We start from the raw sequence: 21,325 nt of genomic DNA on the forward strand, positions 1-21,325 counted from the left end.
TGTTATGAAATTTCTGTCAACCCTAACCCTGGCTGCTGCCTGTGTTGCCCTGGCTTCCTGCCAGAAAAAAGGCCCTGATTTCGACGCATCCGGCAATTTCGAGGCGGATGAAGTCATCGTGTCAGCCCAGCAAAACGGCCAGATTTTGTCCTTCAACCTCCAAGAAGGCGACGTACTCAAAGCTGGCACAACGGTAGGCCAGATCGACGTGACCACGGCTCGGCTTCAGCGGGAGCAGGCCCAGGCTTCGATGGATGCGCTTCGCCAGCAAACCAGCAGTGCCGCCCCGCAAGTTGCTCTCACGCGCCGGCAGCTGGCCGTGCAGGAGGCTCAGCTTCAGCAACTTCAGCGCGAACGAACCCGCACCCAAAACCTGATTGCCGCCGACGCGGCCACCCAAAAACAGCTCGACGACCTTAATGCCCAAATCACGCAGATGCAGGCCCAGCTGGCCGTCACGCGCCAGCAGATCAGTGTGGCGGAGAGCAACACCGCCACTCAAAACCGGGCCGTGCTCAGCAACCGGGCTGCCCTCGGCAAAACGGCAGCCCAGTTTGAAGAACAGATTCGCAAAGGCCAGATCGTCAACCCGATAACCGGTACGGTGCTCACCAAATATGCCTTCGCCGGCGAGGTGGCCACGATGGGCAAGCCGTTGTACCGCATTGCCAACACCGATACGCTCTCGCTGCACGCCTACATCACCGGGACGCAACTGCCGCAAGTGAAGCTGGGCCAGCGGGTTACGGTGCGCATTGATAACGGCGAAAAGGCCTTCAAAACCTATCCCGGGACCATTTCCTGGATATCGAGCAAGTCGGAGTTTACGCCCAAAACCATCCAGACCAAAGACGAGCGTGCCAACCTCGTGTACGCCCTGAATGTGCGGGTCAAGAACGACGGCTACCTCAAAATTGGGATGTACGGTGAAGTATTGCTGAATCCACAAGTGTCTCATTAGTAAATAGTTGTAGTATGGGCGCTGTAACGCTGGAACACATCACCAAAACCTACGACAAGGGCGCCGTGCTGGCCGTGGATGACGTGTCGTTTTCGGTGGAGCCGGGTGAGTTATTTGGGCTGATTGGCCCGGATGGGGCCGGCAAAACCAGCATCTTCCGCATCCTCACCACGCTGCTGCTGGCCGATTCGGGCCGGGCCACCGTGGACGGCCACGATGTGCAGCAGGACTACCGTGCCATCCGCAGCAGCGTGGGCTACATGCCCGGCAAATTCTCACTGTATCAAGATCTTACGGTGGAGGAAAACCTGAACTTCTTTGCCGCGCTTTTCGAAACAACCGTTGCGGCGAACTATGCTTTAATCAAGGACATCTACGAGCAGATCGAGCCCTTCAAAACGCGGCGCGCGGGCAAGCTTTCGGGCGGTATGAAACAGAAGCTGGCCCTGTGCTGCGCCCTGATTCATAAGCCCACGGTGCTTTTTCTCGACGAGCCCACCACAGGCGTAGATGTGGTGTCGCGGAAGGAATTCTGGGCCATGCTCAAGCGGCTTAAGCAGCAGGGAATCACCATTTTGGTGTCGACGCCTTACATGGACGAAGCCACTCTCTGCGAGCGCATCGCGCTAATACAGGGCGGTAAGATTTTATCCATCGACACGCCCTCAAACGTCATCACGGCTTATCCTCGTAAGCTGTACGCGGTAAAATCCGATGCTATTCATCAGTTGCTCAACGACTTGCGCAATTGTCAATTCGTGTACGGCAGCTACGCTTTTGGCGAGTACGTGCACGTCACGTTCCAACAAAACCTGCCGGAAAACGAGGTCGCACTTGAGCGTTATCTGGCGGAGAAAGGCCACACTGGCCTCGAGGTCAAAGCCATTTCGCCCACCATCGAAGACTGCTTCATCGACCTGATGACCAGCGCGCAACCCAGCCAGGCTCATGGAACCGTCGTCCGCTAAAGCCATTGTCTGCCACGAGCTGACAAAGCAATTCGGCGACTTCCGGGCCGTTGACCGGATCACGTTTGACGTGGCGCAGGGCGAGATTTTTGGCTTTCTGGGTGCCAATGGTGCGGGCAAAACTACGGCCATGCGCATGCTCTGCGGCCTGTCGTACCCGACTTCGGGCCAAGCGACCGTGGCGGGGTTTGACGTGTATCGGCAGCAGGAGCAGATCAAGCGGAACATCGGCTACATGAGCCAGAAGTTTTCGCTTTATGAAAACTTGACCACGCTGGAAAATATCGAGTTTTTCGGCGGAATTTACGGCCTTACCAACCAGCAGCTCAAAGCCAAAAGCGACGAGCTGGTCACCACATTGGGTCTGCAAAGCGAGGCTAAAAAGCTGGTGGGCAGCCTGCCGCTGGGGTGGAAGCAAAAGCTGGCCTTTTCGGTCGCCATTATTCACGAACCGAAAATTGTGTTCCTGGATGAGCCTACGGGGGGTGTCGATCCGGTGACGCGGCGCCAGTTCTGGGATCTGATTTATGCGGCTTCCGACCGGGGCATCACCAATTTCGTGACCACGCACTACATGGACGAAGCCGAGTACTGCAACCGCATTTCCATTATGGTCGACGGCCGGGTAGAAGCCCTGGATTCGCCGGCTAACCTAAAGCGCGCTCACCACACCGATTCGATGGACGACGTGTTTTATCAGTTGGCCCGCGGTGCCAAGCGCGGGGAATAGGGATGTAAGTGCTTTGTAATTAGGTGGTTATGCAGTTGGGCGTATTATTTAATAAGATGTCATCCAGGGCGCAGCGAAGGATCTCTACATGAATAGCGAACCCAGCGAAGCGGGCAAGATCCTTCGCTGCGCTCTGGATGACAGCCGTGAAGTGGTAAGGGTAGAATTGAAATTACGCAAAGTTAAGATATTGATAATTAGATAATTATGTTGTGCCATCTTGGTTAAGATTCCGATTTCATCATGAAACAGCTACTCGTCTTTATTCGCAAGGAGTTCTACCACGTCTTCCGCGACCGGCGCACCTTGCTCATCCTGTTTGGCCTGCCCACGGCGCAGATTCTGCTCTTTGGCTTTGCCCTGAGCAGCGAGGTCAAAGACGTTAACCTAGCCGTAGTAGATTTTGCCAAGGACAACGCTTCGCAGCAGATTATCAGCCGGTTGCAGGCCAGCACGCGCTTTCGCCTGCAACGCTCGCCGCTGAGCTACTCGGAGATGGAAACGGCCTTTCGCCGCAACACCATCAAGGCAGCGCTGGTTATCCCGGCCAACTTCAACCGCGACTTGCTGCATACGGGTCGCGGGCAGCTGCAAATCATTGCCGACGCTTCGGACCCTAACGCGGCCACCACCATTACTAACTATCTCACGGCCATTGTGGGCGACTACCAGCAGGAGCTAAACCAGGCGGCCGGTGCGTTGCCCTACCAGATAATGCCCGAAACCCGCATGCTCTACAACCCCGACATGAACGGCTCGCTGAATTTCATTCCGGGGGTGCTGGCGCTGGTCTTGATGATTGTTTGCACTACGCTTACTTCCGTCGCCATTGTGCGCGAAAAGGAGTTGGGCACCATGGAAATCCTGTTGGTGTCGCCGTTTCGGCCGCTGCTGGTGCTCATTGCCAAGGCGGTGCCGTATCTGGTGCTGTCGCTGCTCGACTTCACCCTGATTCTGCTGTTGTCGGTATTCGTGCTGAACGTAGCCATTCAGGGCAGCGTGGTGCTGTTGTACGTGGTCAGTACCGTGTTCATTATCAGCTGTTTATCGCTGGGGCTGTTGATTTCCAACGTTACGGCTTCGCAGCAAGTAGCCATGCTGGCCTCCATGATGGGCATGATGCTGCCCACGCTGCTGTTTACGGGCTTCATGTTTCCGCTAGAAAACCTGCCTGGTCCGTTGCGGCTCGTGCCCAATATCGTTCCTTCGCACTGGTACTACCTCGTGGTTAAGGCCATCATGCTCAAGGGCTTAGGGTTTGAGGCCGTCTGGAAGGAAACGCTTATTCTGGGGCTTATGGCGGTGGTGCTGCTGGGCATCAGCTTGCGCAACTTCAAAATCCGGCTGACATGAGAACCTTGTTTTTCCTGCTGCGCAAGGAATTCCGGCAGATTTTCCGCGACAAGAGCATCCTGGCCATGATTTTCATCATGCCCTCGATCCAGCTGATTATCATGCCTTTAGCAGCCAACTACGACGTCAAGAACATCAACCTGGCCGTCGTCGACAACGACCACAGCAGCTATTCGCGCCGCCTGATTGCCAAGGTCGGCTCGTCGGGCTATTTCCGGCTTGCGGCCTATGCGCCTTCGTTTAGGCAGGGGCTGCGGCTGGTCGAAGACAACAAGGCCGACCTTGTGCTGGAAATCCCCAATGGCTTCGAGCGTAACTTGGTGCGCGAAGGCTCCCAGCAGCTTTCGCTGGCCGTGGACGCCATCAACGGTACGCGTGCCAGCCTGGGCGGCGCCTACCTCACGCGCATCATCGCCGATTTCAACCAGGGCATACGCCTCGAGTGGCAAAGCCCGCCGTCGGCCGCCACCATCGACATCGCTTCTTCCAACTGGTACAACCCGCTGGGCGAATACCGATTCTTCATGGTGCCGGCCATTTTGGTACTGCTGCTCACGATGGTAGGCGGCTTTCTGACGGCCCTGAACATTGTGCGCGAAAAGGAAATCGGCACCATCGAGCAGATCAACGTGTCGCCCATCCAAAAATGGCAATTCATTCTGGGCAAGATGATCCCGTTCTGGATTCTGGGCATGATCGTCTTCACCATCGGGCTCATCATCGCTCGCGTGCTCTACGGCATCATTCCGGTCGGGAGCCTGCCCACGCTTTACCTGTTTGCGGGCGTGTATCTGGTGGCGCTGCTGGGGTTTGGCCTGCTGATCTCGACCTACAGCGAAACGCAACTTCAGGCCATGTTCGTGGCGTTCTTCTTCATCATGATTTTTATCCTGATGAGTGGGCTGTTCACGTCCCTGGACAGCATGCCGCCGTGGGCGCGCTACATTGCGTATTGCTCGCCCGTAACGCACTTCATTGAGGTGGTGCGCATGATCGTGCTGAAAGGCAGCGGGCTAGCCGACGTTTCGCGCCAACTAGGCTACGAAGTGATTTTTGCGGTCGTGCTGAACACCTGGGCCATTCTTAACTACCACAAAACCACGTAAGCGCGGTTTTTCAATCGATATCCGGGGTGTAGAGACGCGAAGTGTCGCGTCTCTACACCCTGTGCCGTGAGTTGTAGGTTGCTTAGAACCAGAGTTTTACTTCGCGTCGTTGACTTCGATCCAATAGCCGTCGGGGTCTTGTAAGTAGATTTGCTTTACCCCGTCGGCGCGCAGCGTGGGCTCTTTGCCTTCGCCTTTCAGGTTGGTGTACGCCACGTTTGTCTTTTCCAGGTGGCCGATAAAATCGCTGAGCGACGCCACGGCGAAGCACAAATGGATGTTCTTGTTGGTGATGGGCGTGCAATCACGCTGAATCACATGCAGTTGCAGGTTCGGCCCAATCTTGAGCCAAGCATGAATACCGTCATTAAAGGGATTGGCAATCTCCTCCAAGTACATCACGTTGTGGTAAAACGCAACGCTCTTTTTCAAGTCCTTCACGCACACGGCCGCGTGGTTGAAAGTGGGAGTGGAGCTGGCTTTCGCCTGGCTATGCGCTGGCTGCACTCGGAAAAAACTGCACAGCAGGAGCAAAACGAAAAGTTGTTTCATTATGTAAATAATTGATTATTAAATGTTTGTGAAATAGCTATTTCCAAAGAAAACAGCAGGACCAACAGCTGTTTTCACGGCCGTTGGTCCTGCTGTTTCAGGGTAGCCCTCGCGTCCGTTATTTGGAGGCGACGCTTTTCTTGGCGAAGTCGGCAGCAGCATCGTTGAGCTGCTTCGTCGTCAGCGTTTTGCCACCTTCGTCGATGAGCACGCGGTAGCGGAACGTAACCGATTCACCCTTTTTGAGCGTGAGGTTTTTCTCACTCGCGTTGTTGGTGAAGATCTTCTCGCCCAAGGGGTTAGCCGCAAACAAACCGTAGCCGCGGGCGTGCCAGAAGGTCGGGTAGTTTGGGTTCTTCGGGTGGTCGAGAATAGCAATGGTTACCGAATCCTGGCCCATTTTGCCGTAGAGCTTGCACCACGCGCCGCGTGTGCTCCAGGCATCGTTGCCCCGTTTGCCGGCGCTAGTGACGTAGTTGCCATTGGGCGTTTTGTCGGTGCCCGCCTTCACTACCGTCACGATGCCTTTGCTGTCGGTGAACTTCTCGTCCTTGTCCGACGGCATTTGCAACTCGTGGGCGACGCGCAGGCCTAGTAGGCCGTCTTTGGCGTCGGTAAACTTCACTTCCGTGTTGGCTTTCAGCGTCGTCACGCGGTCGATGGTGCGCTCGCGGTCGGTACCGCTAAACTCAAACCGGGTGGTTTCTTCCAGCAGTACCTCGTTTTTCTGGTTGGTCCAGTTGGCGTGGTAAGCCAGCGTGCCGGTCGGGCCGCTGGTCGTGCTGATGATCTTGTCGGTTTTGATCCAGCCGTACGAGCCTTTCTTCTCTTTCGGAATGGCGTAGGAGTTGTTCCAGAAGTCTAACCCATTGACATTCTCGAAGTTAAACCACAGCCCAATGTGGTGCGGGTGATCGGTGGGGTCGCCGGGCTTGGGGTTGAGCGGAAAGCCGCGCGTGACCACCGTGTTGTTGGCGGCCCGCAGGGGGTACAGCACCGGCTTTTCCAGTGTATCGGGATACAAGAAGCTGGTAAACAGCTTGTTGCCCACGAACACGTCAATCTTCTTGGCCTTGGCGTCCTTCGTAACCCGAACGGCCTCCGTTTTCTGGGCGCTGGCGTTCGTAAGGCTCGCCAGCGTCAGCAGCAAGGCACCCCCACAGGGTATCGCGAATTTTAGCATCGTTTCTTGATTTAACGGCTTAGGCAAGGAAAGGCTTGCCGCCCACCATTACTTCCTGGGTTTTCTCGTCGAAAGTGGCTTTCTGGCCCGAGTGCACGGCCGCGTTGGTCATGATGGTGGCAATGGAATGGCTGTAGCCAGCTTCGACGGGCGCATTGGGCGTCTTGCGGCTGCGCACGCACTCCATCCAGTTGCGGACGTGGTTGGAAGTCAGCTTGTCGCCGCCCGTGTTGGCCGACGCGATCACCGGCTCCGCTGCCGACAGGCTGGTTTCGGGCAGCAGGTTGGGCTTCATCTTCATTTGGGCCGCCATTTTCTCGGTCAGGCCGCCTTTGGGCGAAACCATGTTGGTGTTCAGGTTCAGCTCGCCGCCGTTGGAGTAGTAAATCTCGGCGGGGTGCTCGTCGCCGTTGTGCATCCGCGAGCCGAAGGTTACCTGGAAGCCGTTGGTAGGATCGTTGGCGGGGCCGTAGTCGAATACCGCCGTGATGGTATCCCAGTTGCGGCGGCCGTCTTTCCAGGCGTAAATGCCGCCGTTGGCCACCACGCTGCGGGGGTGCTGCAAGCCGCTGAACCAGTGCACGGTATCAATCTGGTGGCTCATCCACTGTCCAGGCAGGCCCGAAGAATAAGGCCAGAACAACCTGAACTCTAGATATTTACGTGCATCGAAGGCTTCCATGGGCCGGTTCATCAAGTACCGCTTCCAGTCGGTGTCCGACTCTTTCAGCAGCGGTACCAAGTCGGGGCGACGCCACCGGCCGGGCTGGTTGACGTTCCAGGTCAGCTCCACCATCGTGATGGGGCCGAACTTGCCCGACTTGATGAAGGCTTCGGCCGCGTGGTAGTTGGATCCGCTGCGGCGCTGCGAGCCGATCTGCACGATTTGCTTGGAAGCTTTGATGGCTTTCAGGGCAGCGCGGTTGTCCTCCATCGTTTCGGCGAAGGGCTTTTCGCAGTACACATCGCAGCCGGCTTTTACGGCCTCGATGGCGTGGCGGGCGTGCTGGAAGTCGGCGGTGCTGACAAACACGGCATCCACCGCCTTTTTGTCGTACATCTCCTCGTTGTTGCGGTAGGCCGCTACGTCGTGGCCCATTTTGGCTTTCCAGGCGGCGGCGCCTTCTTCGCGGCGCTTGTTCCATATGTCGGAAACGCCGACCACGTCGAAATTCAGCTCTTTATAATGCTCCATGAAACAGGGCATGTGCGAGCCTTTGTGGCGATCGGAAAAACCAACTACGCCGACGCGCACGCGGTCATTGGCCCCGATGATTCTTTTATAGCTGCTGGCCGACCACGCTACCTGCGAAAACATGACGCCGGCGCTAGCGAGGGCCGCCTGCTTGATAAAGTGCCGGCGGGCGTTGGATTCGTTAGATTCGTTTGACATGGGAAAGGAATTAAGGAAAGGGTAGGACTAGTTATTTAAGCTCTTTGATTTTGATGCTGCGGAACGACACTTGGTTGCCGTGATCCTGTAGCAGGATGTGCCCTTTGGGCGCTTCCCCGAAGTTCGGCCAGATGTGATGCTTGCTCTGCGCCACGAGGTCGCGGAACTCCTTCGAGCCGCGCGTATATTCCAGCACTTTCGCGCCGTTCAGGTAATGCTCCACGCGCTTGTCGGGGTAAGACACGATGCGGCCCACGTTCCACTCGCCGATGGGATGGATGAAGCGCGGATTTTTGTCGGCCTTGATTAAATCATACAACGAAGCCAGCGTACGGTTGCCGTCGCGGCCGAGCTTAGCGTCGGGGTGGCGCTCGTCGTCAAGTACCTGATATTCAGGGCCGATGGAAGAGCCCTCCGACTTTTCGGCCAGCGTCACGAAGTATTTCACACCGCTGTTGGCACCGGGCGTCAGCTTGAACTCAAACGACAGGTCGAACGACCCAAACTCGTCTTTGGTCACGATGTCGCCGCCGTTGGCCGCTTCCTTGCCTTCCGACGAAAGCACGGTCATCGTGCCGTCGGTAGTTTGCCAGCCCTGGGCCGGGAAGGTGGTAGCCTTCGCACTGCGCCAGCCTGCCGAGGTTTTGCCATCAAACAGCAGCTTCCAGCCGTGTTCCTTTTCGTAGGGCGTGAGGTAGTTGGGCACGAAGTTCACCACATAGATATCCGCCGGAAACGGGCTCGGCTTCAGGTCCGTGGTTTTGATCTTGATGTTCTTGAAGTAGATCTTCTTGCCTTCCTGCTCCTTCGTGTTGATGGCGTGCACCTGCAAGCCAATAAACCCTTTCGGGTCCACCGGATCGACGACATAGGCGACGGGCTGGCCGTTGAGCCAGGTTTTGGTCTCGTTGCCGATGCACTCAATTTTCAGGTGGTTGTATTGGCCCTGCTTGTAGAGGGTTTTGGCCTTCGGGTTGAGGTCCAGCGGGTAGAGCCACTGGCGGCGCGCCTCATCGTAGACGCCGCCCGACCAGGCCCGCTCCGAAGGGTCAATCTCGATCTGCCGACCGTAGACTTTGCCTTCGTGACCGGGCGTGTTGAAGTGGCTGCGCGTCTGTACGCCCGTGTTGCTCACGGGGCTTTCCAGCATAATGTCGATTTCCAGTTGAAAGTCGCCGTATTCCTTCTCGGTCGTCAGGAAGCTGTTGCCCGAATTCATGACCGTCGTGCCGACAATCACGCCATTTTCAACTTTGTAATCGGCTGTGCCGCCCAGGCGTTTCCACCCGTTCAGGGTTTTGCCGTCGAAGAGGTTCTGCCACGCGTCGGCAGCTTTTGCCAGACTCTGGTGAGGCTGTACGAAAGCCAGCGATGCCACCGCAACGTAGGCAGCCAATGATCTGAATTTTGCCAATGTGTTGATTGATAAAGGTTTACAGTTTGTTCATTTCAACAGCTACGAAACCAACGGTTTAGTATCCCGGATTTTGGGGGAAGGAGGCAACGCCGCCAGCCGTCCGGTCGATTTGGTCCTGCGGAATAGGCCGCACTTCGTGTTTGCCCGCTTTGATGTTGGGGGCCGCATCTGGGTTGTAAAGCTTGACGCGCTCAATCAGTTTGCCCCAACGCTTCAGGTCAAACCAGCGGAACATTTCGCCTTGCAGCTCGCGCTCACGCTCCTCCATGATGAAATCCATAGTGAGCTGGCTGGCTGTGATTTGCATAGCAGCTTCTTTGCCGGGAAACGCCGCCCGCCGCCGCAGCGTGTTGATGAACGGCAGCGCTTCGGTTACTTTGCCTTGTTTTACAAGTGCTTCAGCAGCAATAAGATACGTTTCGGCCAAGCGGAACATCAAGAAATCGCGGCTGCCGGGCTGATACTGCAAGTCGGGGCGAATGGGGTCCAGAAACTTGGTCAGCGTCGGGAATAGGTTGGGCCGGTACAAGCTCGGTACCAATACTTGATAAGGCTTTTTGGCCCGCTGCGCCAACGTCCATTCCACGCCGGGCAGGTAGATGGCGGTGTCGCCAGCCTTCACGGTGATCGACGATTTCGACGTATCGAACAGGTTCGTAAACGTGCCGGGGTTGTTGGAATAATACACCGTCCGGAAGCTCTTGGCGTAGCGCGAATCGTTGACGCGGTCGGCGTATACCGTGTTCAGCAAATACTCCGTAGGCCGGAACCGGCGGAAGGGGCGCCCCAAATCGATGCTGCGCTTCATGCCCGCTTGCGCGTCGTACTCCATCACGAAGTACAGGTGGGTCTCGTTGCCGACGCCGTTGGTAGTAGGGTCGGAGGTGTATTGGGTAGCAAAAATGACTTCGTCGTTGATCTCGCCCGAGCCCTGCTGAAACACGCTGGCAAAATCGGGCAGCAGCTTGTACGTGTAGTTCTTGATGACATTCTGGGCGTACGTCGCCGATTTAGCGAAGTCGTCGGCTGCAGCAGCTTCTGAGGTGGCTTTGGTGAGGTACACCCGCGCTAGCAGGTGCTCGCAGGCGCCTTTGGTTACGCGACCATAATCAGGGGTGGTGGCCGTCAAATCCGGCAAAGCCGACTCCAGATCTTGTACGATGGCAGCGTAAACCTCTTTCACAGGCGTACGGGTAGCCACTTTGTTGGCCGTAGTGTTTTGGGTCAGAACCAGCGGAATAGCTCCGTATTGCTGCACCAGCACAAAATAATTGTGGGCCCGCAAAAACTTCACCTCGGCTATTCGGCGCTTCTTGGTAGCATCATCCAGGCCCGTCACGTTCGGGGCCTGATCGATTACGGCGTTGGCCGTGTTGATACCAATATAGAGTGCGTTCCAGATGTCGATGATGGGCTGCGTACGGCTATCCAACTGGGTCGTATACTGATTCATATACTTGTATGTACCGTCGGAGCCAAACGTATAAGTATCAGTGCCAAAAACAGTTACGTCCATGCCGTTTTCGCGGCCGTAAAAGTCGCGCAGCGAGGAGTACACGGCTTTCACGCCGGCTTCGAAGCCCGCGGCCGTGGTGAGGTAATCAGCTCCCACCTGCGAAACCACGGTTTCCTTTAGCAGGTCTTTGCAAGAAGGGGTGGTAAGCAGCAGCAGGGCCGCCGCCAAAAGTGAAGTGCTGTATTTCAAGGTCTTCATGTCTCGATGATTTGAAAATGCTGGGGCCGGGCCTTAAAATTTCGCGTTGACGCCAAACGTAATCTGCCGTACCGAAGGAATCTGGTTTGCATTCACGACATCCGACGTTTCGGGGTCGATGCCTTTGTACTTCGAGCGGTACTGGGCGAAGATGAACGGCTGCTGAATGCTGGCGTACACCCGCAACCCCGTGATTTTGAGGCTCTCGACAAAACCCGGCGAGAAATTGTAGCCGAAGTTGATGTTACGCACCTTCACGAAGGTGCCGTCAAAGTATTGCAGCGTGGAGTTGTAGACCGGGAACTCTTGGTCCTTGTTGGGCCGGGGGAAGTCGTTGGTCGGGTTGGTTGGCGTCCAGTAGTTGATGTCCAGGTTGTTGTAGCGGCCGGCCAGCTGGTTGGTGCCGAGGTGGAAGTCGCTGCGGATCATGTTGCCTACGCGGGCATACACGAAGAACGACAGGTCGAAGCCCTTGTAAGCGAAGCGGTTAGTGATGCCGCCGGCCCATTTCGGTATCGTGGAGCCCAGGATGATCCGGTCATTGACGGCGTCGATTTTGCCGTCGCCGTTCTGGTCTTTGATCTTGATCTGGCCAACTTTCTGGCCGAAGGCAGCGGCCTGCGTTTCCTCGCCTAGCTGCCAGATGCCGATCTTCTGATAATCGTAGTACACTTGCAACGGCTGTCCGATGAAGCGTTGGTTGCCAACGTCATCGCTTTTGCCATTGAACAGCTCGACAATGGCCTCGCGGTTACGGGTAAACTGCAGATCCGTCGACCACTTGAAGCCGCTGGGGGTGTTCACGTTTACGGTCGTTAGGGTTACTTCCATGCCCCGGTTGCGCGTGTGGCCCACGTTTTGCAGCACCCGGTCGAAGCCGTTGGAGATAGGTAACTGATTGTATAGCAAGAGGTTACGCGTGTCGGCCTGGTAGGCTTCGATCGAGCCGTATACCCGGCCTTTCCACAGGCTGAAGTCGGCCCCGATGTTGGCCGTGCTGGTCGTTTCCCACTTCAGGTCGTTGTTGGCCAGGGTGCCTACGCGGTAGCCATAGGCCGGCGACGTGCCAAATGCGTAGCTCGTGCGGGCCAGCAGGCTCTGGGTTTGGTAAGGCGAAATGCCGGTGTTGCCGATCGAGCCGTAGCTACCCCGAAGCTTCAACTGGTCAAGCCACGAAAGGCCTTTGAAGAATTCTTCATCGCCTACGTTCCAGCCCAAGGCCATGGAAGGGAAGAAGCCGTATTTGTTGTTTGAGCCGAAACGGGAAGACCCGTCGTAGCGGCCGGTCAGCGTCAGCAGGTATTTCTCCTTGAAGTCATAGTTGACGCGACCCATAAACGATTGCAGCGTCCAGGTTTGCAGGTCGGTGCCGGGGGCGTTGAAAGAGCCTGCCTGGCCCAGGTTATAAAACGTCTGCGATTCGGCCGACACGGCGTTTACGTCGATAAAGCCGGTTTCGTAGTTGTCGCGCTGAATTGAGTGCAGAGCCGTCAGGTTCAGGTTGTGTACCGAATTGAAGGTTTTGTTATAGGTCAGGATGTTCTCCACCGTGTAGTTGAAGCGCTGGCCGTACTCGGTACGGGCCGTAGGCGCGCCTAAGCGGCGGGCGTTGGTGAAGGTGCCCGTAAAGCGCCCGAAGCGTTGGTTGGTGAAGTCAGGGCCGAAATTGACGCGGTATTTCAGGCCATCAGCAATTTTCCATTCGCCGTACACGCTGTTGAAGATGCGGACGGTTTTGGTTTGGGCGACGTTGGCGCCTGGCACTACTTCAGCAGCAGGGTTGGAGCGCAGGCCGTCGGGAGTCGGCAGGAAGATCAGCGTGCCGTTGTCGTCATAAGGCTTACCCAACGGGTTTTCCGACAGAGCGCCGGCAAACGGGTGGAAGCCGCGCGCTACGTAGTTGGGGTTCGGGAAGCCATCGAACGAAGGGTTGTTGATGGGGCTGTCGGAACCGTTGTTAATACTGTATACCCCGAACGTAGACGTACCAATCCGGATGCGGTCGTTGATCTGGTGATCGAGGTTGACGCGGAACGTGTAGCGGGTAAAGTCCGTGGTTTTCAGAATGCCTTTTTCCTGGAAGTAGTTGCCCGAAACCGAGAACTGCGTCTTTTCGCTACCGCCCTGTACGCCAACCTGATGGCTCTGGATGGAGCCCGTGCGTAGTAATAAGGACTGGTAGTCGGTGCTGCGGCCCGAGGCAATGCCGTCCAGCTCGATGGCCGTGAAGGTTTTCTTGTCGGAGGCAACCGGGTCTTTGTCGTCGTAGATGCCTGCCGTACGGTAAGCTTCGCGCTTGTAGTCAGCAAATTGCTGCCCGGTCATGACGTCTACCTTCCCCAGCGGGTTGGAAAAGCCGCCGTAGCCATCGTAGCTCACCACCGTTTTGCCCGCTTTGCCGCGCTTGGTAGTTACCAGCACCACGCCGTTGGCACCGCGCGAACCGTAAATACCGGTAGCCGAGGCGTCTTTCAGAACTTCCAGAGAAGCAATGTCTTGTGGGTTGATATCATCAATACCACCCGCTACCGGAATGCCGTCAACGACATACAGCGGGTCGTTGGAAGCGTTAATGGAGCGGCGTCCCCGGATGCGCACCGTAACGCCACCGCCGGGCTCACTGCCCGACTGAATGACGTCGACACCGGCTGCCCGACCCTGCAAGGCCTGGCGGGCATTGGTTACCGGCAATTCAGCGATTTCCTTAGACGAAACCGAAGAAATGGCGCCGGTAGTCTGGCTTTTCTTTTGCGTACCATAGCCTACTACCACTACATCGGCCAGCGCGTGCACATCCTCTTTCAGCGTGACGTTGAGCTGCTTGCGTCCGTCGATGTTAACGGTTTGGGCCACCAAGCCCACCGAAGAAATTACCAGCGTATTGGAGCCCGCAGGCACTTTCAGCGAGAATTTGCCGTCGCCATCGGTGCTGGTGCCGGTGGTGGTGCCTTTCACCTGAATCGTGACGCCGGGCAGTCCGCTGCCTTTCTCGTCTACAACCCGGCCGCTGATGTCAGTTCCGGCTTGCTGCGCCCAGGCCCCCAAGGAGGCGCAGATCAGCAGCAGCAACGTAAGAAGGGGCACCCTAAAGTGTCGTGAGTACAGTGCAGTCATGTGATGGGAGTTGGTTAGGTGAAGGAAGATGTGAAGAAGCTATTGCGGTGTTCATGCGCTGTACTTTTTCGAAAAAAGACAGGCTAATCTTAAATCCCTGATTTACTGCTAGCTATGCAAACTTTAGGGTAATCTATAAGGAATGCGTGTGAATGGGAGGGGAATCAGGGTTTTTATTTCCGCAAACGTTGTCGGAACTTTTGCGCTGCGCAGGCATCTAGTTGAAAGATAACGAATTAAGCTGCTTTTGCCCCGCGTTTGCCTGTCGACATAAAACTTGGCGAAAATCCGAAAAAACGGGTGATGGTGGGCTTTGCTGTATGGTTAGGGTCCAATCGCAACTGATATTCGTCATAAAAAACCGCCCTGCCTTCCTGTACTCTCATGGACGAGTCACTTGACAGCCGCGCAGCGTCGGGAACAAAGTACTCTGCGGCAGCATTTTGCCTGGGGTGACGTGCCCACAAGTGCTACCTTTGGCAAAGCCGGGGCCGGTAAGTACAGGATGCAGCTTGTTTACGAGCAGCCGAACTTCCTTTTTGGCACCTTCCGCAATCCTTTCCGGTGTTCTTAGCAATAACCGCGGGCTTCGTTTCACTCTATATAGTTAGTAGCTGCATGATTTTAGGCTTCCTTTTGGCAACGGTGCTTTGGCTGCTTCCGGCAGCTCCGGCCCCGTTGCGGGCTTTCCACCTTAACGGGTATGCCCAGGGAACCACGTATGCCATTACCTACTATGCAGCTGATAGTCTGGTTACTGCCGACGACGTAACGCGGCAACTGGCTGAAATTGATGCCTCACTGTCGCTTTACAAGCCGGGCTCGTTGATCAACCAGTTCAATCAATCGCGGCGGGGAGTTGTCGCCGATCGGCATCTGCGCACCGTCGTTCGCAAAGCTTTGCAGGTGTACCAAGATACCGACGGCCTCTTCGATGCCACCGTCGAACCTTTGGTGCGGGCCTGGGGTTTCGGGACGGAACACATTGCCGCGCCGCCTACGCCGGCTGCTATTCAGGCGATACTGCCGCAGGTCGGGTCCGACAAACTTCATCTGCGGGGTGATTCGCTGGTGAAAGACCGGCCCGGCGTGCGCATCGACCTGAACGGCATTGCCCAGGGCTACACCGTCGATGTGCTGGCCACGCTACTCGAGAGCAAGCGCATTCGCAACTACTTGGTAGAGCTTGGCGGCGAAATTCGGGTGCGCGGCCGCAAATGGCCCAGCGGCGAGCCGATGCGGATCGGGATTGAGCGGCCCGACAGCAGTGATTTGCAACCAGCTGATATGCAGCAAGTTATTCAGGTGAATGCTGGGGGCGTTACTACTTCCGGTAATTATCGCAAATTTAAGCAGTGGGGCGCCACAAAAAGCGCGCATCTGATGGACCCGAAAACAGGGTATCCGTTTAATAATGAGATGATTAGCGTAACGGTAGTGGCGCCCGATGCCTTTACCGCCGATGCCTACGACAACGCCCTGATGGGCATGGGACTGACCAAAGCGCTCGCATTTCTGCGTCGGCACCCCGATCTTCAGGCGTATGTAATTTACCAGCGCCCCAACGGCGCCATTGCCGACACAACTACGCAGGGATTTCAAAGGTTAATTTTTCACTGATGACGGACTTTCCAAGACGAGATTTTCTCAAAAAAACAGGCATGCTGACCGGCGGCCTGCTGTTGAACGGTGGGTTGATGGATGCATTTGCGGCGCCGGCTGCCACCGGCAAAATCAAAATTGCCGTCATCGGGTGCGGCGACCGCGGCACGGGCTTGCTGAAAGTGTTGCAAGAATTGCCCGACAAGTTTGAAGTCGTAGCCCTCTGCGACGATCTGCCGTTTCGCCTGCGCGACGCCCAGAAAATCGGCTCGGCCAACAAAGCCAAAACCTACGCCGATTACCACGCCCTGCTGGATTCGAAGGCGGTGGAAGCCGTAATTATTGCCGTGCCGCTCAACATGCACTTTCCCATTGCCAAAGCGGCGCTGCAGGCCGGCAAGCAAGTGTACCTCGAAAAGACCATGACCTTCGACATACCGCAGGCCTTGGAACTGGTGCAACTGGCGCAGGCACGGCCCAACCAAACGTTACAGGTGGGGCACCAGTACCGCTACTCGCCGCTGTATTACCGGGTGAAGGAGATGATCAAGCAGGGGTATTTGGGCAAGGTAACCCAGATTGATTGTCGCTGGGACCGCAACGGCAGCTGGCGCCGGCCCGTGCCCGAGCCCGGGCTGGAACGCAAGATCAACTGGCGCATGTACCGCGAATATTCGGGCGGATTGGCGGCGGAGCTGCTCTCGCACCAAATGGATTTTATCAACTGGGCTTTCGAAACGCACGCCGACGAAGTATTTGGCACCGGTGGCATCGACTACTACAAAGACGGTCGCGAAACCTACGACAACGTGCAGGTGATGGTGCGCTACGCCCAAGAAGGCATGGTTGGCAACTTCGGGGCGACGTGTGGCAATGCCCGCGATGGCTATTTATTTAAGCTCAAAGGCACGAAAGGCACCATTTCGCTGCTCGTTGATGAGGGTGTATACTACCCCGAAAAGGAAACCTTGAAGCAGTACGGCACCGTGGACGGCGTAACCGGCGCCACCAAAATTACGTGGAACAAAGAGGGTGGCATTGCCATCACCACCGGTTCGGAGCCGTTGAAAGATGGCTCGTGGTATGCCCTGAACGACTTTTACCGGGCCGTACGCGAGAAAAAGATGCCCGATTCGAACGTGCTTACGGGGGCGCGCACGGCTTGCACGGTGCACATGGCCAACCAAGCCATTTACAACCACACCATCGAGAAGTGGCACCCTGAGTATAGCTTCACATAACAGGTTATGAAATCGCAAAAAAGCCCGTTGACTTCGCCAAAAAGGCAGTCAACGGGCTTTTTTGTAAGTGATTGATTGTCAATATATTATATATCAGAGTACGAAGCGGGGTGTAGCATGTACTTGTCCATGCGCAGCATGTTATTGGCGTACTCAGGCATGGCCTTGAGCTTTACCCACTCCGGGTCGGCGCCGAATGCTTTCCAATGCGCCTCTTGGTCTGCCGTGTTTTCGAAGGTGGAGAGGTACATCAGGTTCGGCATTTTGCTGCCTGCCACTACTTGCCCGCAGAATACGGTGTTGAAATTCAGGCGCTTAAAAATATTGATCTCGGCGTTGTTGAACTGCGCTACTTTGTTGAGGTGCAGCTTTTCGGTGGCGCCTTCGTAGCTGCGCAGCTCGTATACGCGCTCATTAGGTCCCGATTTCAGCGCCGGCAGGTGGAAGTTTGGCATGCCCGTAAAGGCGTTCATCAGCACGGTTTCGATGCGGCTGTACACGGGGTTGTCGAAGGGCGCGTTGAGGTAATCTTGGGCGCTGGTTTGGTATTGCTTGTCCTTCTCCAAGTCCGAATCCAGCTTCAGAAATTGTTCTCCCGAGCTAAACGGAACAAACACGAAAATAAGTTGCTCCGTTGGGGCAGGCGCTGCGGCATCGGTTGCCGCGATGGGCTTAAACACCCCGACCTTGGCAATGCCGGCCCGGTGCAACGCCGGCAAATACGCCTGTTGCAGGTATTTGTCGAGGCGGGCTTCCTGATCTTTGTTCTGTAAGTGGTAAATCTTGAGCTGGTAGAAATCGCGTTTCGGGGCTGCGCCGAACCCTTGCAAAGTGCTGGCCAGCCACAAAAAAATCAAGCAGAGAGCAACTCGCTGTATGTGCAAAAGCTTCATAGAGAGGTAGTTAGTTTGGTGGTTTTGGTGACGTCTGAGAAATGAGAAAGTAGAAGGTCTTAGCGAAAGTCAAACCATAGGCTGCCCTTGATAGGCGTGTAGTTGAGCATGAAGTTTTTCTGACTTTGCGGTCCCATCAGGGCCGCTGCCTGAAATTTGGTGCCGATGGGCGCAATGGCCGTCAGAAATCCGAGGTTACCGTCGGGGAAAGCGGGAACCGTGTTGTCGGTGCGGGCCCCGGCCGGCCGCGCCGGTTTGAGCATTTGGAGAAAGATAGATTGGTCGTCGGAGTAGACGGTAAACGGCGATTCTTTGTTCTCCACGACCACCCAATACAGGTCGGCGTGATAGCCCTTGAACTCTGGATACTGCCAGGTTTCGCCCGTGATGGAGTTGTTGTAGTCTTTGTGCCAAACGCCAAACTGCTGGCCCTTCAGGCGGTTTTTCCACACCCGATACGGCCCGCGCCCCAGCCACTTCATGCCCGTGATTTTTTCCTCGGGATAATTGAACGTGATGCCCATAAAGTCGGCGTCGCCCTTCTGCGAATACTGGTATTCGAGCTTGGCCGGCTTGCCAGCCGCAAACAGCCACTTCACGTGAAACTCCGAAGGCCCGCCGTAATCGGCTTCCACGACGTGGCTGTCGCCGGCCGCGTAGTGTCGAAACTTCTGGAGCGAGTGGTGTACACCGGCCTGTACCGGCCCGCCCGACAACGAGATTTCGCCTTTTGCATTGACCACTTTTTGCAGATACCCGGTGCTTTTGTCAAAATAATAACTCACGCCGTCGGCTTTCACCAGCAAGCTGACCACTTGCTCCGCTGCTTCGATGGCCGGTGCTGCTGATTTAGCAACAAACTGCTTATCAATATCTTGTGGATATCTAATCGGCATCGTCCAAGTGAAAAGCTCGCGCTTGTCGGGGCCGTATGCGGTCAGGTAGAGGGCGTCGCTTTGGTGCCAGTTGGAGGGAAGCTTGAGCGCCAGTGTGCCTTTCGTGCCCGGTGCCAACGCCGGTGGCTGCGCAGTGCCGGTCGCGTTATTCTTGGGCGCAGTGGTCGTACCATTGGGCGTCGGGAACGACACGAGCCGCCACGCAAACGAGCATTGGTTCAGGTTGGTGTACAAGTAACGGTTTTCTACCTCCAGCCGTCCGTCGAAGCCGGGCGCGAGAAACTTCTTGTCGATCACGACTGGCGACCACAACTCTTTGATGGTGTAGAAGCTGGCTTCTTTTTCGCGGTGGGGCCCCAGAATGCCATCGGGGGCTTGGTCGCCGGCGGCATCCAACTTGCCGTTCTGATCGGTGCGAACCACGGCTTCATCGTGAAGGGCCCACAAAAAGCCCCCGCCAAAGTAAGGATGGCGGCGCATCAAGTTCCAGAAATCTTCGAGCCCCGCGCCGTGCCCGCCGTCGAAAAGGCCGTGCATAAACTCGGTCGGGAAGAAGATTTCCTTGCCGTAGAGCACGGAGTTCTGCACGTAGTTATAGTCGGGGTAGTGCTTGGTATCGGTGCCGTTGAAGCGCTCCCAGGGGTGAATCACCGGGCGTTTTTGCGGGTCGTAGAGGGCATAATCACCGTCGAGGCCAAAGTTGAAGCCGCCCTCGTTGCCGTTGTCCCAGAGCACAATCGAAGGGTGATTCACGTCGCGCACAACCAGTTCCTTCACCAGCTTGCGCCCCACCAAAGTATCGTATTTGGCCTGCCAGCCGGTAAGCTCATCCAGCACAAAAAGGCCCAACGAATCGCACACGTCCAGAAAATGCTGATCGGGTGGGTAATGCGACATGCGCACGGCGTTCATGTTCATCTCCTTCATCAGGCCCACGTCGAGCAGGCTGAGCTGCTTGCTAAGCGTACGCCCCGATTCGGGCCATTCGCTGTGCCGGCATACGCCTTTGAAGTAGATTTTCTGCCCGTTGACGTACAGCCCATCCTGCGGTCGGAGCTCCATGGTGCGGAACCCAAATCGTTGCTTGATCCGATGCACGACGCCTTTGGCGTCAGCAAGCGAAACGATGAGGTTGTAAAGCTTTGGCGCTTCTGGGTTCCAAGGCTTAATGCCTTTAAACTGCTGACGCAGTGTAGTTTTCTCCTGGCCGCTGCTGGTTTTCGCGGAAAATCCTGGCCCAACCCGCTTGCCGGAAAGCTCCTGTACTTCCGCCTTAAGCGTCTGATTAGCAGCGTTTACTGCGTATACGTCCACGCTCAGCGACCCATCGGCTTGCGCATTCAGCGCAACGCGGTCGATATAAGTAGCTGGGACAACTTCCAGATAAACCGGCCGAAAAATGCCACCGAATTGCCAAAAATCGGCCTTGCGCTCGGCTTGGTTGATGGAGGCGTTGGCGGAGCGCTTACTAACCTTCACTTCTAGCAGGTTATCGGTGCCGGCGGGTTTCAACAGGCTGGTAATCTCATACTTAAAGCGGTAGAAGCCGCCTTGGTGCACCGGCCCGGCCAACTGCCCGTTTACCTTCACCTCGGTGTCGGTCATGGAGGCCTCAAACACGATAAATACGCGCTTGTTTTTGCCCGCCGCCGGCACCTGAAATGCGTGCTTGTACAGGCCCTGCTCGTCGGGGTTAACGTCGTCGCGGTAGTAATTGTAGGTGCCAAAGCCCTGCAACTCCCAGTTAGAGGGCACCGCAATCTTGTCCCATTTGCCACTTTTGCTGCCCGTGGTGCAATAAAAATCCCACTGTACGGTATGGTCTTTGTCGGTGCCGGAGAGGTATTGCACCACGGTGGCTTGGGAGAACGCCTGCGAGCAGGCAGCCCACAGCACAACCAACATTACCAGAGCAATTTTTCGTCTGCTGCGCACCGTTTTTACAGTTAAAATGGGCCGAACCATGCCGAAGCAAATAATTCGACTAGCCGAGGTTCAATGGGGTAGGGGCAAGCGTGCGTAGTGCGGGCACAAAAGCCGGCAAGTCCGCGGGGCAACGGGAACGTAACGTTTTGGAGAATCTGTGGGGCATTGACAATCTGCCAGTTGGCTCAATGCCCAAGGACGGCGGGTAAGTTAGCACAACCGCCGGAATCGTTTGCTAAAGCTTTAATAAATGTAGCGCCCGCGTGCTAGCCAGCA

At 56.2% G+C, this 21,325-nt stretch carries 15 protein-coding genes; 7 read left to right on the forward strand and 8 right to left on the reverse strand.

What is annotated here, in order from left to right:
* The first annotated feature begins 4 nt into the window (after positions 1–4).
* From H9I52_RS03575 to H9I52_RS03595, 5 genes are all read left to right on the forward strand, one after another.
* On the forward strand, positions 5–961 hold the full coding sequence (locus H9I52_RS03575; protein WP_187452686.1) for an HlyD family secretion protein: 957 nt from the start codon (positions 5–7) through the stop codon (positions 959–961).
* Between the two features lie 14 nt (positions 962–975).
* Positions 976–1,929, forward strand: a complete 954-nt coding sequence (locus tag H9I52_RS03580) for an ABC transporter ATP-binding protein (protein WP_187452687.1) — start codon at positions 976–978, stop codon at positions 1,927–1,929.
* Positions 1,910–2,659: an ABC transporter ATP-binding protein gene (locus H9I52_RS03585; protein WP_139514017.1), complete on the forward strand. Its 750-nt coding sequence runs from the start codon at positions 1,910–1,912 to the stop codon at positions 2,657–2,659. The genes H9I52_RS03580 and H9I52_RS03585 overlap by 20 nt, the downstream gene beginning before the upstream one ends.
* A gap of 243 nt (positions 2,660–2,902) precedes the next feature.
* Positions 2,903–4,012: an ABC transporter permease gene (locus tag H9I52_RS03590; protein WP_187452688.1), complete on the forward strand. Its 1,110-nt coding sequence runs from the start codon at positions 2,903–2,905 to the stop codon at positions 4,010–4,012.
* Positions 4,009–5,118, forward strand: a complete 1,110-nt coding sequence (locus H9I52_RS03595) for an ABC transporter permease (RefSeq protein ID WP_139514015.1) — start codon at positions 4,009–4,011, stop codon at positions 5,116–5,118. Before H9I52_RS03590 ends, H9I52_RS03595 begins: the two co-directional genes overlap by 4 nt.
* 96 nt (positions 5,119–5,214) lie before the next feature.
* On the opposite strand, the gene H9I52_RS03600 is transcribed toward H9I52_RS03595, so the two are convergent.
* The 6 genes from H9I52_RS03600 to H9I52_RS03625 form a co-directional block, all read right to left on the reverse strand.
* Entirely contained in the window at positions 5,215–5,670 is a 456-nt protein-coding gene (locus H9I52_RS03600) for a VOC family protein (protein ID WP_187452689.1), read from the reverse strand.
* Between the two features lie 118 nt (positions 5,671–5,788).
* The gene (locus H9I52_RS03605; protein ID WP_139514013.1) at positions 5,789–6,853 is read right to left on the reverse strand and encodes a PmoA family protein; all 1,065 of its coding nucleotides are present in this window, start codon (positions 6,851–6,853) and stop codon (positions 5,789–5,791) included.
* A 19-nt stretch (positions 6,854–6,872) separates the two neighbouring features.
* Positions 6,873–8,246: a Gfo/Idh/MocA family protein gene (locus H9I52_RS03610; RefSeq protein WP_139514012.1), complete on the reverse strand. Its 1,374-nt coding sequence runs from the start codon at positions 8,244–8,246 to the stop codon at positions 6,873–6,875.
* A gap of 31 nt (positions 8,247–8,277) precedes the next feature.
* On the reverse strand, positions 8,278–9,642 hold the full coding sequence (locus H9I52_RS03615) for a DUF1080 domain-containing protein (RefSeq protein WP_187452690.1): 1,365 nt from the start codon (positions 9,640–9,642) through the stop codon (positions 8,278–8,280).
* Positions 9,643–9,718: 76 nt separating this feature from the next.
* Positions 9,719–11,377, reverse strand: coding sequence for a RagB/SusD family nutrient uptake outer membrane protein (locus H9I52_RS03620; RefSeq protein ID WP_187452691.1), 1,659 nt, complete (start codon positions 11,375–11,377; stop codon positions 9,719–9,721).
* Positions 11,378–11,410: 33 nt separating this feature from the next.
* Positions 11,411–14,491, reverse strand: a complete 3,081-nt coding sequence (locus H9I52_RS03625; RefSeq protein ID WP_187452692.1) for a SusC/RagA family TonB-linked outer membrane protein — start codon at positions 14,489–14,491, stop codon at positions 11,411–11,413.
* Positions 14,492–15,109: 618 nt separating this feature from the next.
* On the opposite strand from H9I52_RS03625, the gene H9I52_RS03630 reads away from it, so the two are divergent.
* Together H9I52_RS03630 and H9I52_RS03635 are read left to right on the forward strand one after the other, a co-directional pair.
* The gene (locus H9I52_RS03630) at positions 15,110–16,111 is read left to right on the forward strand and encodes an FAD:protein FMN transferase (RefSeq protein WP_187452693.1); all 1,002 of its coding nucleotides are present in this window, start codon (positions 15,110–15,112) and stop codon (positions 16,109–16,111) included.
* On the forward strand, positions 16,111–17,334 hold the full coding sequence (locus H9I52_RS03635; protein WP_187452694.1) for a Gfo/Idh/MocA family protein: 1,224 nt from the start codon (positions 16,111–16,113) through the stop codon (positions 17,332–17,334). The genes H9I52_RS03630 and H9I52_RS03635 overlap by 1 nt, the downstream gene beginning before the upstream one ends.
* Positions 17,335–17,420: 86 nt before the next feature.
* Here the strand turns inward: H9I52_RS03635 and H9I52_RS03640 are convergent, their stop codons facing one another.
* A complete protein-coding gene (locus H9I52_RS03640; RefSeq protein ID WP_187452695.1) occupies positions 17,421–18,227 on the reverse strand; it encodes an NIPSNAP family protein in 807 nt (268 codons plus the stop codon).
* 59 nt (positions 18,228–18,286) lie between these two features.
* Complete coding sequence (locus H9I52_RS03645) at positions 18,287–21,028, reverse strand: glycoside hydrolase family 2 TIM barrel-domain containing protein (RefSeq protein WP_262385931.1); 2,742 nt, start codon at positions 21,026–21,028, stop codon at positions 18,287–18,289.
* Between the last annotated feature and the right edge of the window lie 297 nt (positions 21,029–21,325).

It is taken from the genome of Hymenobacter sp. BT491 (assembly GCF_014349165.1).
Lineage (GTDB): Bacteria > Bacteroidota > Bacteroidia > Cytophagales > Hymenobacteraceae > Hymenobacter > Hymenobacter jejuensis.